Here is a 13,758-nt window from a genome sequence, read left to right as displayed (position 1 = left end):
GTATTCATTAACACTAGACCTAGGCTACAACTGTGAAAGCATGAGTAATAAGACGGGTTTTGAAATATCAGCTATGTAGAGACAACTGCCGGAGAGCGTGTCACGAATTGTGATGTAGCACGGTGGCGTGCTGAATTTCAGGGACCGGTAATCATGGCGCCTAAGGTTGACCTCATTCAGTCAGACGATCAGATGCCCCGTTCTACACAGGTTGTTGTGATCGGCGGCGGTGTGATTGGAGTAACCACGGCATTTTTTCTGGCGCGTGCCGGTGTGCCGGTCGTACTTTGCGAAAAGGGGCATATTGCAGGCGAGCAGTCGAGCCGGAACTGGGGATGGACCCGCGTCATGGGACGGGACGAAAGGGAACTCCCGCTTGGCCTGCTCAGTCTGGACCTCTGGCGGCAGATGAATGAACTGACCGGACGTGAAACAGGTTTTCGGCAGTGCGGAATTCTCTATGCCTGCGACGATCAGAAGCAGCTCGATGAATTTCTGGCATGGAAAGATATCGCCAATACCTATCAGGTCCGCACGGTTGTCACCGACGGCGCGAAGACCGCAGAGATGGCGGGCGGCTCCCAGCGCCTCTTCAAGGGTGGATTGTTCTGTCCGACGGACGGACGCGCGGAACCCACGAAAGCGGTGCCCGCCATCGCGCAGGCAGCCCGTGAACATGGCGCTGTCATTCTGGAACATTGCGCAGTGCGCATGCTGGACAGAAAAGGTGGCAAAGTCTGCGGCGTGATCACTGAACGAGGTTCCATCGCCTGCGACACTGTCGTCCTGGCCGGTGGCGCGTGGTCACGCCTGTTTGCCGGTAATGAGGAACTCGACCTCCCTGCCCTCAACGTGCTCGGCAGCGTCATGCGAGTGGATAATGTCGAAGGCGCTCCGGAGGAGAGCGTCGGCGGAAGCGACTTCGCATTCCGCAAGAATATACAGGGAGGTTACAATATAAGCAGGCGCAACGTGAGCGTGTCCGACATCACGCCCGACACATTGCGCCAGTTCACGAAATTCATCGGTTCCTATCTACAGACGCGAAAGGAACTACGGCTGCGGGTCGGGCGACGTTTTCTTGATGAATGGCGTATGGCCAGAAAATGGACGGCAGACAACGTGACGCCGTTCGAACAGATACGCACGCTTGATCCGGAACCATCGCACAAATATCTCAATGAGGCAGTTCGGATCATCAAGCGTGATTTCCCCGCATTCCGGACAATGCGCGAAGTGGAACGCTGGGGAGGTCTGATCGATGTGACGCCGGACGCCGTTCCCATCGTTGGACGTTCGAAGAGAATTCCCGGACTGGTGCTGGGCGTCGGCTTTTCCGGGCATGGTTTTGGCATCGGACCCGGCGCAGGAAAGCTGCTTTCCGAAATTGTCGTGAACACACGTACCTCCGTCGATCCGACCCCGTTCGCTTTCGAACGTTTCGGTCGATAGCGCATCCCTCCCCATGAACAACGAAACAGGAAAATACCCGTGATGACAGGTTTTGATCGCAAGTCGCTTGATCCCGTTACCGTGGAGATCATCGGAAGCGCCCTCTCCTCCGTCGTTGACGAAATGGGAGAAGCGCTGGTCCGGACAAGCTATTCCACGAACATCAAGGAACGGCGGGACTGTTCGACCGCGCTTTTTGACCAGTTCGGCCATACGCTGTGTCAGGCAGAACATATCCCCATGCATCTCGGTTCGTTCATCGAGTTCATTCCTCTTGTCATGGCGCGCTACCCATTGGAGGACATTGCTCCCGGCGACGTATTTATCGGCAACGACGCCTATCTCGGCGGAGGAACACATCTGCCGGACATCGTTCTCGCGGAGCCTATCTTCGTTGAAGAAAAGCTTGTCGCGTGGGCCATCAACACGGCGCATCATTCGGACTTCGCTGATCGCGGCAATGCTCATATCTTTCAGGAAGGAATCCGCATTCCACCTGTGCGCCTTTATTGTTGCGGCACGTTGCAGCAGGACATTCAGGATCTCATTCTGCTGAACTGTCAGGTTCCGGACGAGCGCGTTTCCGACCTGCGAGCCCAGATGGCGGCAAACCGGCTCGGTGTGAGCCGGTTTGGTATCCTGTGCGAGAAATATGGATCGGATGTCGTCGTCAGCGCCGGACTCGAATTGCAGGACTATGCCGAACGCAAGATGCGTGCGGGAATCGCCACGATTCCGGATGGAACCTATACAGCCGGGGATCTTTTCGAAACCATTGATCACCCGGAACCGATCAAAATCTCCTGCGTCATCACCATCGCCGGCGACGAAATGACGCTTTCATTTGAAAGTCCGAAGCAGGTGCGCGCGAATTTCAACATGACACGCTCAGCGCTTCTTGCAACCGTCTATTACGCAATCAAGGCCATCGTCGATCCCTCAATTCCGCCCAATTCAGGTCTCGCACGACCTCTGCATGTCGAGGCGGAATCAGGTACGATCCTGTGCTGTGCCCTGCCTGCGGCCGTGATGGGGCGCATTTCGACCTGTCAGCGTGTTGTGGACGTGATTACTGCGGCTCTTGCTTCGGTCTGCCCTAAGACGATCACCGCAGCGTCCAATGGCTCGGTCGTGTCTGCGACATTCAGTGGCAGTCGACGTAGCAGCAACAAGTTCTGGATTTATCTGGAAACAATCGGAGGCGGAAACGGCGCCCGCTACAACAAGGACGGTCTGGACGGCGTGCAGGTTCACCTCACAAATACATCCAACCTGCCGATCGAGGCGCTGGAGACGGAATATCCGCTGTCAGTACTGCGCTACGAACTGGTCGATGGTTCGGGAGGCGCCGGTAAATTCCGGGGCGGCATGGGACTTCGCCGGGTCTACCGGGCCGAAGAGGAATGTCAGGTCGCAATCAGCATGTCGCGGCTCACAACGGCGCCATGGGGTCTGCACGGTGGCGGCTCAGGCGGAAACGCACAGATCCGTTGCACGGCGCCACTGACGGCCGGAAACGCCATGCTGGCTCCGTCTGATATCGTCGAGATCGTAACGCCCGGCGGCGGCGGTTATGGTGAGCCGGAAGCAGCCTGAGGGAGACGTTCTATTATGTCGCAAGCCAAACGCTCCCCGTCCGCAGGCCGTGTTGTCATGATCTCCGGAGCGTCCCGCGGCATCGGGGCGGCGATCGCATCCCGGCTTGCGGCAGATGGCTGGCTGATCAGCGCAGGACTGCGAAATACAGCAATGGCGTCTCTGGGAGCGCCTCATATCGCGTGTTTTCATGACGCGACCGATCCAGCTACAGAAGCAGCATGGGTCCGGGAAACGCTCACCCATTTCGATCGTATCGACGCCGTGATCGCCTCTGCAGGCATCTCGATCCCGGGGTCGATACTGGAGACCGATGATCAGGATCTTGCACAGATGCTGCAAATCAATGTCCGGTCGCCGACACGACTGGTGAAAGCAGCATGGCCTGCTCTCGTGGCAGGCGGTCAGGGGCGCGTCGTGCTTCTGTCGTCGATGTCCGGAAAGCGTGTGAAGTCACCACGGTCTTCTACCTACGCCATCTCCAAGTTCGCCGTTACGGGTCTTGCCGCGGCAGTGCGACGCACGGGGTGGGCGGATGGCATTCGTTCAATCGTGGTCTGTCCCGGCTACGTTGCGACTGACATGACCAGCAAGGTGGCAGGATGGCGTCCTGAAGACATGACGCAACCCGAAGATATCGCCGCCATGGTATCGGCTACGCTCAATCTGCCCAACAACGCCAGCGTTTCCGAACTCTGCTTTACCTGTCAGGACGAAGATATGGCATGATCAGGATGGACGTGGCGATTTTTCAATGATTGTGAATTTTTCACGGAGCCGATTTGCACCGCCGACCAATATCCGGGTGATAGTCGATGGGCAGACCGTACCGGCGCTGGCAGACGAAAGTGTCGCCGCCATTCTTCTGAGAACGTGTGACGGAGCGACAGGACACGACCATGCCGGGCGACCACGCGCACCCTACTGCATGATGGGCATCTGCTTTGAATGCGTGGCGATCATTGATGGTGCGGCCTCACTTCGGACCTGCCTGATCCCCGCACGTGACGGGATGAGTATCCAGCGTCAGAACGGCCCCTGTCCTCTACCGGATATCTCCTGCCAGGGACAGGCGAAAAACAGTGGCTAAGTCTTTTGATCTTGTCGTGATTGGTGCTGGTCCTGCCGGAATCAGTGCAGCCCTTGTGGCTTCGAGTGCGGGATTGCACGTCGCGGTTTTTGAAGAGCATTTCGCTCCCGGCGGGCAGGTCTGGCGCGGCATCGACGGGCCGGCAGCAAGGATGTGGTGGCGGCTTCCCGGCGTCACGGCACGCGAGGCCTCGCGCTTTCTGACTCGTTTCCGACACTCTGGCATCCATTTTTTCTCTCAATCACGAGCGTGGGAGATCACATCTTCCGGACAGGTTCTGATCACGGACGTCGATGGAAATTCCTTCACACTGACATCACGTAAAATCGTACTCGCCACGGGAGCGCAGGAACGGACCGTGCCTTTCAGAGGCTGGACACTTCCCGGCGTGATGACGGTCGGGGCAGGACAGATTCTGCTCAAAAGTTCTGGCGTCGTACCTCGTGAACCGGTCTGGCTCGCGGGACAGGGGCCGCTGATCGCGTTGTATGCGGCACAGCTTCTTACTGCCGGTGGCAGTATCGCGGGAATTCTACAAACCGGTGCACCAGTATCCTGGGTTAGAGTGTTGCAGACCCTCCCTGAAGCGATATGGCAGTGTCCCGGACAGATCGCAAAAGGTCTGGTCCGGCTGGCAAAAATTCACTTCTGTCACGTCAGGACCTTCCGTGATGTCAAAAAGATCGAGGCGCGTGGCTCCGGGAAACTCGAGGCAGTTTCCTTTACGGATCACAAAGGCATCACGCATCATGTCGATGCCGCGGTTCTGATGGTTCACGAGGGACTGATCCCCGGAGTACATCCTGTTCTGGCCGCCGGTGGACGTGTGGAATGGGACGAAACGGAGATGTGTTTCCGGCCCATCCTTGATGACTGGGGTGAGTCCACTGTACCGGGTCTGTTTGTTGCCGGGGATGCTGCGCGGATCGGCGGAGCGGATGCGGCACTGCACAGCGGAGCTCTTGCCGCCCTGCGTATCGCGATGCAGACCGGACATGCTGACGAGAAAGCTCTGGCTACGAAAATTCATTTTCATCGGAAGAAGTTTCGTCAGGCAATGAGCGTGCGGCCACTTGTCACCACGCTCTCACGCTTGCGGCTGGAACAGCTTTCTCCAGCGGATGACGTCATGATCTGCCGGTGCGAGTCCGTGAATGCCGGGACAATCCGCCGCGCCGCCCTTACCGGCTCCGGCATGCCGGATCAGGTGAAAGCATTCACACGTACGGGAATGGGCGCTTGTCAGGGACGACAATGCGCATTGCCGCTTTCAGTGCTGCTTGCTTCGACTCACAACAGAAGTATTGCGGAACTGGGATTGTTTCGTGTACGCGCACCTTTCAAACCTCTGAAACTTGGTGAATTGGCCTCTCTTTCGCATGAAAGCGATATCCAGTGATCCACACAATTGATGTCGTGGTTATTGGTGGCGGCCTGCACGGGCTGTCCTGCGCCCTGCAACTGGCACGGCGCGGCGTTTCGGTCACCGTGCTGGAACGTCGCTGGATCGGACGTCATGCATCCACCGCCAATGCCGGTGGTATCCGGGCCCTGAACCGCGACCGGCGGGAACTCGACCTGACACTCCACTCTCTGGAACTGTGGCGTAGTCTGGCTGATTCCCTTGGTGAAGATTGTGGTTTTCAACAGGTCGGGCAGGTCCGTATCGCTGAAAATCCAACTGATCTTGCCCATGAAGCCCAGCGTGTAAACAGTCTGCAACAGGCCGGGTACACACACGAAGAGATGCTTGACAAAGCATCTCTGTACACGCTGCTGCCATCGCTTGCCCCTCACTGTTCTGGCGCTTCCTATGCGCGGGATGACGGGTCAGCCGACCCGCATCTGACCGTCAACGCGTATCGCCGCGCCGCTGAAAGCGCTGGTGTATTGCTGCTCGAAGGCCGTGGAGTGAATGCACTTGCTTCAGAAAGCCTCGAATGGCGTGTTGATACCGATTATGAGACTTTTGTCGCCGCATCAGTCGTCATCGCAGCGGGCACCTGGAGCGCTGCGTTAGCGGGCTTGGTTGGGGAGAAAGTTCCTGCGGGCGTAAAAGCATCAATGATGACTGTGACCGAACAGGTCAGTGAGTTTTCCGGACCGGTCATTGGTTGTGTCGGAGAGGCGCTCTCTCTGAAACAGACGCGGACTGGTAGCCTTCTTATTGGCGGAGGCCTGCAGGGGCAGGCGGATGTAGAAAAAGAACGTACATATGTGGATTTTCACGCACTGGCGACTGGCATGACCACGCCTCTCCGTTTGTTTCCACAACTCGCTGGAGTACGGATTGCCCGATGCTGGACAGGGATCGAGGCACGAACCCCAGACGATCTACCGATTATAGGCCCCTCCTCACGATTGCCCGGAATATTCTACTGCTACGGTTTCTCAGGACACGGCTTCGCTCTTGTTCCTGTTGTCGGCGCCATTATTGCCGACATGATCGTTGGCGAAACATCTGTTCATGAAAAATGGCCCGTGAGCGCACTCGGTATCGGGCGCTTTGAACATCGAAAGGAAGACACGAATGAAAGATGAAGGCAGTATGGCTGAGGCAGTTCTTCCTTACAGAGACGGAATCAATCGTGAAACTCGTTTGTGCATTTCTCTTGCTGGTCGACCGGGTAATTTCGGCACACGATTTCACAACCACCTCTATGGCCGTCTGGGTCTGAACTATCTCTACAAAGCGTGTACCACAGACGATATTGGTGCCGCCGTGAAAGGCATTCGTGCACTTGGGATACGTGGCGCGGGAATTTCCATGCCATTCAAGGAAAGCTGCATCCCTTTCCTTGACGATCTGAGGGAGTCCGCATCTGGTATTCGATCTGTCAATACAATCGTCAACAATGATGGACATCTCAGCGGATATAATACTGATTATTCAGATGACATGTCTGACATCAGAGCAGTCTCGCTGTTTCGCAAACGTCTGACGTGAACCGATAAGTTCGAACATTCTTAACAATAGTTTTCGAAAAATATTTTCTATAATTGAAAAAGTTATAGTCTATTTCTCCGCTCGCATGATTATCCGACCAAACATCACAGATGGAACCCATCCTCGGCACCATGAGGATCGAACGGACTATTGCTGACGAGTACCATCAATCGTTACCTGTCAAAACTGAAAGCAGATTGCCAACATATCAATCGATGGTTCTTCATTTCACCCCTTTGTCAGGTTACAAACGCCACATTAATGTATGAACAGGAAAAAATTCTGTTTCATGGTCCGGCATTCTCATAATAATGAAATATTTCGTCCATGTTCTTCAAGATCTTCTCAGAAAGATGATGAGACACTCATCACAACTGTCAGAGGTGCAGCAAGGAAATACGCAGGTGTAGAGGCGGCTACGGTATTGCCATTTGTGGCACGGGTCGCCTTGGCATTGGGTGTTATAGTGCTGACACCTCCCAGATAAGCTCCATTGTTAAGATTCATAAAATTGAGACGAAGAGTGGGCTCCTGCAAAACCAGCCACTTTGGAAAACGATAGCCAAATCCAAGGTCAACGGTTTTGAACGCTGGCATCGACTGATCGTTCATAAAAGTCGAGTATTGGGAATCGACCCATTTGAACGAGAGATTGGCGAAAAATGGACCGTGATTATAGTTCATTCCTATTGTTGCCATGAATTTCGGACTCATGACAGCTATCTTTCTGGCTGTTGGCAGATATCCATTGGCAGTTTTGAAATCATTATCCATCGTTGCGTGGAGATACTGCCCATTGATGTAAGGTGTCAGACCATACATAGGTCGCAGGGCGACTTCTGCGGTCACACCACGAATGGTCTCTCCGCCGGCGGAAATAGACGTATTCGTTGAAGCACCATTGATGAAGGCCTGTGTGGTGACCTGATGGTTCGTCAGATTAGCATTGAAAAGCGCGACATCCAGATTGAAGAGGCCATAGTAACGAAAACCTATTTCCTCACTAATCGTATATTCCATCGGGTTGGAGTTCCTGCCCTGCTGACTGATTGCGCCGGTCGACGTGTTGTAGATGTTCGGATAGGTCGAAAGCGGAACAGGCGGACGCGCATTCGTCATGCCGTTGATATAGACCTGCATTTCTTTGTTGATCTGATAGGATATTGCGACACGCGGCATAGGTTGCGTGATTGCCTGTGAAAAATGGTTTTGCGGACCGGACAGTCCATTGGTTCCGGATATATAGAACATCATTTCCCTGACCCCAGCCGTCACCTTCAGGCGATCATTCAAAAATGTCTGAGTATCAGAAATATAAAATTCGTTTATGTCTGTTGATACTTTGTATTTTGTTCCGCCAATGAAACTGCCGTCAGTAGCCCGGAGAAGACCGCCACCAACATAGCTTGATGCATTACCGTTAATGTCCAGAGGTGTCACACCGGAAATAGCATCCATATTCCAGTGATCGAACCAGTAACCAAATGTCAAATGATTGGTTCGGATCGGATCATATTGGAGGTAGGCATTTACACCTTCCGCATATTCTTTCTGTACAGTATTGGCTAGCGCATCAAACTTTCCGTTGACCAGTGTTACGTCATTTGTGTCGATCGTGACCTTCCGATCACCGGCATAAAGCGAGGATGGAGAGAGTGAGGTCTGTCCAGGGCTATTCGAGAAATTCCAGTGAAAATAGGGAGTAACATGCAATTTCAGATTTTTTGCGATAGAAAACTCGTTTTGGAACGAAATAAGCACACTGCTCCGGTGATAGATGTAGTTTTTCCAGTAATTCGTCGTCTTTCCGGCAGTATAGGTCGAGGAATAATTACCAGCGGAGTAATTATTATCGACGGCAGCCGCAGCCTCATAGGCGGCGAGGGTATACGGGTTACTACGCGCGTTTTTCCAGTCATTATAGGACACGAAGAGGCTGCTTTTCCCCCAGCCATTCCATTCCTTGAGCAGCTTGAAGTCAACATGCGTTCTGTTGCTGCGCCCTGAACCCGCGAAAAGATCGGCGGCCGTGTAGGACGCGGAAGCGAAAGCACGGACACCCGACTGACCGAGATAGCCGCTCTCCAAACGTCCAAACACCCGTTGCGAACGGTAAGACCCGGCGGCATAGGACAGCATGCCGCCAGCTTTCTTGGACGGATCTCGCACGGTCTCGATCATTTCTCCGCCAGAGGCGGTCTGCACGGGATCATTGATGCGCGAGGTGCTGGCAATCAGCGTGATGTCAGAAAGATTTTCGTTATCAGCATAAGTTTCCGAATAGGGAAGATAATAGGCCTGATCGACACCAGGCGCACCCTCAATCGTCCAACCCAACTGATTCTGCTGGAATCCGCGAAGGCTGATCGTGTTGCGGATACTCAACCCGAAAGCATCCTGCGTACCATAATTGACGCCTGGCATGGCTGCGATGAGTTGCAGAGGAGACGCAATAGAAGATTTCCGGGCAATAGCCTCTGCCGTGATGGAGCTGGTGGCTTCCGGTGCCGTCTGTCGCTTCATGAGACCGCCAGCCATCCGATGCATGCCAGTGACGTGAACCTGCTCAGGATTCGACTGCATGACCGTCCTCGTTGATCTGGTCGTTCGCGCCTTGGAAGGTTGGGGAGGTGTAACAGCTGATGTTTTGGCACCCAAAGGAACGTGTGTCGCAACACTTCGAGTACTCTTCGATTTCATGGACGCGGCCAAGGCGACCATTGGCGTGAGCATGCAGGATGCCAGCAGAAGAAAAATAGTCGGAAAGCCGCTTGAGTTTCGTAATAGTCTCATTGAAAATCTCTCCATTTCTAAATCTGATAGAATGTTAACCAGCGATATTTCTCAAGTTTATCGCACGCGCCCTGCCAATTTGCCGACGCGGTTCACATCTCGTCGGCAAGCCTGACTGTCGTTTTGTGACCGAAATATATCTCTGATAATGCCGCTTAATGAAACAATATAACTGATATTCAGAAGGGCCGACCCGATGACAGCTTCAAATCCCGCCATGCCGGTTTGGATAGCACCTTAAGGCGAGATAGCTGATATATCGAATTCGAAATTATTTGATCGTGTAGAACCAAGAGAATGTTCGTAATGTAGTGACCGAAACCAGTCCCCGGTCCTGGGACCAACGTATCCAGGCATTAGATATCAACCAGCGAACAATCGGTCCCTCATCATTAAAGGATCTGGAAGGTGACGACTTTGCAGGCAACATGCGACCATGGCCCCAGCACAGTAGCTGGCACCAAAGAACTCCCCAGGGCATCGGAAGACCAGAAGGGAAAATCGTGGCTGATTCTTTTTGGTCTGATTGCGCCGATCAATTTTCTCATGTCGCTGGACAGGCAGGCCATGACACTTTCCGCTCCTCGCATTCAGGGGCAGTTCGGGTTTTCTCTCGTCGAAATATCGATGATTATTTCCTGCGTTCTCTGGACATATGCCGTCCTTCAGGTTCCGACCGGTATATTGGTCAACCGTTTTGGGCCGCGTATCTGTCTGTTCGCAGGCTGCCTCGCATGGTCTCTCGCGACGATCCTGACCCCTTTCGCCGGATCTTTTCTGGGTTTCATGCTTGTGCGGCTTTTCATGGGAGCGGGCCAGTCTCCTGACTGGTCATCAAGTATCGTGACAATCAACAACTGGTTTGCTCCCGGACGCCGCGCCAGAGCAAATTCCGTTCTTCTCGCATTTCTTTACTTGGGCTCCGTGGTCGGTGGACCGCTGACTACACAGATTACAGAACGCTATTCCTGGAAACTCAGTTTTTTCGTCTATGGCGTGGCCGGTGTGCTCTGGAGTATTCTGTGGTTTGTCTTTGTCCGGGATCGTCCGGCTTCTGCGCCCCTTCCCGCTCCTGACCTAACCGGAAAACAGGACAAAGGCTGGCTTCAGTTTACCCGCCTGCTCGGCTCCACCCAGTTCTGGGCCATCGGGTTGCATTATATGTGCCTGCTGACGATTCAATCGTTTTTTCTGGTGCTTATGCCATTCTATTTGATGCAACACCGCCATATGAGTTACACTTCCATGGGATGGCTCTATTCCATGCCTTGGCTTTTCCTCTACGTTTCGGTTTTTGTCAGCGGAATGATTGCGGATCACATCCTCAAACGCACGGGTTCCATATGGTGGGCCCGCACGCCGATGGGGATCGTAGGGACACTGTGCTGTGGTGGACTGGCAGTCGTTGGAAACCTGATTGACAGCACAACCCTGATGATTCTGGTCTTTAGTTTGGCTCTGGCCTTTTCCGGCTTATCCCAGATTTCCATCTGGACATCCGTTCAGGACCTTACGCGGACTCAGACAGGAATGCTTGCTGGCTGGACGACCTGCTGGGGCAATGCCGCGAGCGGTATCGCCCCGATCGCCATGGTCTATATCGTCAAGCAAACCGGGAGCTGGAGCGCCGCGTTGAGCCTTCCGCTCGTCGCTGGTATCATTGGAGCACTGTGTTGCGCCTGGACTCATCCGGAACGCACGATCAATGCGGAGAATCCCCGATCATGATCCTGAAGAATCGGCTCTCGGCGAATCTTTCTGAATCCGAGGATGAAAAACTGCGAGTGGATAATATCGGGCAATACTCGCAAAATTCGGATCGTGCCGCATTGGTGCTGATCGCCCTCGGTGAGTGTGGAAGGCGCGGGCTGGCGCTCAGGGATCTCGCTGAAATCGTTGGGGCAGAAAAATCTTCCGTTCATCGCACACTCCTTGCGCTCCGCAAGCACTCGCTCGTGACGCAGAGCACACAGCGTGGACGTTACCGTCTTGGACCGGCCGCTTTCTCTCTGGGACACCGCAGAACGACACCTGTGGAACGGATTCAGCAATGGAAGCCGTATCTTGTCGCACTGGCCAAGGAGTTTCACGCTTCGGCATTTCTGCTCGAACGTTCAGGACTTGATGCCATTATCACCGACATGGCCATCACCGATAGCGCATTGCCAATTCTCGGAAGCGATGGACTCGGTGGTCGTCTTCCACTTGGATATGGCCTCGGAGGAATGGTGATTCTCGCCTGTCAGGAACCGGACAACCGGATGGCGATCATCGCTGCGAACCAGCATCGCTATGGCGAGCTCGGGCTGGATCTGGAAAAAATTCATGAATGCATCGATCAGGTGAAGAAACTGGGCTACGATTATCGCCGGAATGCCGTCATCAACGGCGTGTCGGGGGTCTCCATGCCGATCCGTGAGAGTGACGGCAGTTGCTCCGCAGCCATCACGGTCTCCAAACCAACAGCATCCATGACCGAAGACGATGCTCATCTACTCATCACGAGACTCGGTACCTCTATCGCCGAAAACGTGTAACCGTCTCCCATATTTTTATAAATCAATAATTTTTCGATATACTTCCCATTTTGCAAATTTAACCTCTGTTTCGTGTGGCGATTACTTTTCCAAGTCTCATCAGAAAAATACCGCAGTCTCTCCATATCACCATGCCTGTAACCCAACAATCATGAAACAGTAAGTAAATGCATTTCTACGGCATGAGCGACTTTTTTTGATTATGTCTTTTGATATGACAAACTCTGTCGCATCTTATTCTAAAAGTCGATCTGCTATATCAGGTATTCCAGAACCGGATGGCGACATGACCACAGGCGATAAGATAATATCGTCCCAATAATCGAGGAGACAATCCACATGGTCAAGCAACCGTTTCTTTCCCTCAACGCGGGCATTGATATGCCGCAGGTTGGTTTGGGGGTGTGGCAAACTCCCCCTGAAAAGACAACATCGATCGTGCATTACGCCGTCAATGCAGGATATCTGGCAGTCGACACGGCATCAATCTACGGGAATGAAGAGGGGGTAGGCGAAGCACTCGCAGACCGGCCTGAGATTTTCCTGACCACCAAGTTATGGAACGCGGATCAGGGTTTCGATTCAACATTGCGAGCGTTCGACCAGAGCGTTCTGAAATTACGACGGGATGTCATTGATCTTTACCTGATTCATTGGCCTGTTCCAAAGAAAGACCTTTATGCCGAAACCTGGCGTACGATGATCCGTCTGCGTGATGAAGGTCGTATTCGCGCTATCGGTGTCTCCAACTTCACTGCGGACCAGATCAAAATCCTGATCGCCGAAACGGGAATTACACCCGCCATCAACCAGATTGAGCTTCACCCCGAGTTTCAACAGCATTCCCTGCAGGATTTTCATAAGCAACATGGAATCCTTACGGAAGCATGGAGTCCTCTTGGACAGGGTCAGACACTGAACAGTCCTGTCATAGCGACCATTGCGAAAAAACATGAAAGAACCGCCGCGCAGGTTATCATCCGCTGGCACATTCAAAACGAATTCATTGTGATACCGAAGTCTGTCACTCCGTCGCGTCTGGACGAAAATCTGGCAGTATTCGACTTCAAACTTGATGATCAGGATATGGCGGTTATCGCGCGTATGGACCGAATGAACGGACGGATTGGTCCTGATCCAATGACAGCGGATTTTTAAAGATGAAAGAATTGAAAAACTCTTGCTTAAATCGATTAGCCTTATTTCTGAAGACAACGGCTGATGATTCCGCTTTCTATGTGATGAATTTTGCTCTGCGCCTGGCATCAAAGAGGGGTATTTCGCTCGGATTTTCTAGCCCACGGCGCTGATCCGCTCAAGAAACAGCAAGCGGCGCATGTTAA

The 13,758-nt window shown here is 53.4% G+C and carries 12 protein-coding genes; 11 read left to right on the top strand and 1 reads right to left on the bottom strand.

Features of this window, described 5'->3' with window-relative positions; genetic code table 11:
- Positions 1-153 precede the first annotated feature (153 nt).
- From A0U92_RS14795 to A0U92_RS14765, 7 genes are read left to right on the top strand one after another with little or no spacing between them, the layout of a single operon-like run.
- Positions 154-1,452, top strand: coding sequence for an NAD(P)/FAD-dependent oxidoreductase (locus A0U92_RS14795; protein WP_077813824.1), 1,299 nt, complete (start codon positions 154-156; stop codon positions 1,450-1,452).
- Between the two features lie 42 nt (positions 1,453-1,494).
- Positions 1,495-3,048: a hydantoinase B/oxoprolinase family protein gene (locus A0U92_RS14790; RefSeq protein ID WP_077813823.1), complete on the top strand. Its 1,554-nt coding sequence runs from the start codon at positions 1,495-1,497 to the stop codon at positions 3,046-3,048.
- Positions 3,049-3,063: 15 nt separating this feature from the next.
- Positions 3,064-3,777, top strand: coding sequence for an SDR family NAD(P)-dependent oxidoreductase (locus A0U92_RS14785; RefSeq protein ID WP_077813822.1), 714 nt, complete (start codon positions 3,064-3,066; stop codon positions 3,775-3,777).
- Positions 3,778-3,802: 25 nt separating this feature from the next.
- A complete protein-coding gene (locus A0U92_RS14780; protein WP_077813821.1) occupies positions 3,803-4,138 on the top strand; it encodes a (2Fe-2S)-binding protein in 336 nt (111 codons plus the stop codon).
- Positions 4,131-5,537, top strand: a complete 1,407-nt coding sequence (locus A0U92_RS14775) for an NAD(P)/FAD-dependent oxidoreductase (protein ID WP_077813820.1) — start codon at positions 4,131-4,133, stop codon at positions 5,535-5,537. Before A0U92_RS14780 ends, A0U92_RS14775 begins: the two co-directional genes overlap by 8 nt.
- The gene (locus A0U92_RS14770) at positions 5,534-6,679 is read left to right on the top strand and encodes an NAD(P)/FAD-dependent oxidoreductase (protein ID WP_077813819.1); all 1,146 of its coding nucleotides are present in this window, start codon (positions 5,534-5,536) and stop codon (positions 6,677-6,679) included. Before A0U92_RS14775 ends, A0U92_RS14770 begins: the two co-directional genes overlap by 4 nt.
- Entirely contained in the window at positions 6,669-7,085 is a 417-nt protein-coding gene (locus A0U92_RS14765) for a hypothetical protein (protein WP_222927829.1), read from the top strand. Before A0U92_RS14770 ends, A0U92_RS14765 begins: the two co-directional genes overlap by 11 nt.
- Positions 7,086-7,430: 345 nt before the next feature.
- Here A0U92_RS14765 and A0U92_RS14760 read toward each other — a convergent pair whose 3' ends face one another.
- Positions 7,431-9,668, bottom strand: coding sequence for a TonB-dependent receptor (locus A0U92_RS14760; RefSeq protein WP_236748173.1), 2,238 nt, complete (start codon positions 9,666-9,668; stop codon positions 7,431-7,433).
- Between A0U92_RS14760 and A0U92_RS18375 the strand changes: the two genes are divergently transcribed.
- The 4 genes from A0U92_RS18375 (at position 9,667) to A0U92_RS14745 (ending at position 13,573) form a co-directional block, all read left to right on the top strand.
- Entirely contained in the window at positions 9,667-9,993 is a 327-nt protein-coding gene (locus A0U92_RS18375) for a hypothetical protein (RefSeq protein ID WP_236748172.1), read from the top strand. The two genes, A0U92_RS14760 and A0U92_RS18375, sit on opposite strands and share 2 nt — an antisense overlap.
- Positions 9,994-10,286: 293 nt before the next feature.
- Positions 10,287-11,606: an MFS transporter gene (locus A0U92_RS14755; protein WP_077813817.1), complete on the top strand. Its 1,320-nt coding sequence runs from the start codon at positions 10,287-10,289 to the stop codon at positions 11,604-11,606.
- Positions 11,603-12,415: an IclR family transcriptional regulator gene (locus A0U92_RS14750; protein ID WP_077813816.1), complete on the top strand. Its 813-nt coding sequence runs from the start codon at positions 11,603-11,605 to the stop codon at positions 12,413-12,415. Before A0U92_RS14755 ends, A0U92_RS14750 begins: the two co-directional genes overlap by 4 nt.
- A gap of 339 nt (positions 12,416-12,754) precedes the next feature.
- On the top strand, positions 12,755-13,573 hold the full coding sequence (locus A0U92_RS14745; RefSeq protein WP_077813815.1) for an aldo/keto reductase: 819 nt from the start codon (positions 12,755-12,757) through the stop codon (positions 13,571-13,573).
- Positions 13,574-13,758 lie beyond the last annotated feature (185 nt).

The sequence above is a fragment of the Acetobacter aceti genome (genome assembly GCF_002005445.1).
In the GTDB taxonomy this organism is placed as follows: Bacteria; Pseudomonadota; Alphaproteobacteria; order Acetobacterales; family Acetobacteraceae; genus Acetobacter; species Acetobacter aceti_B.
This window is presented reverse-complemented; position numbering and strand designations above follow the sequence as displayed.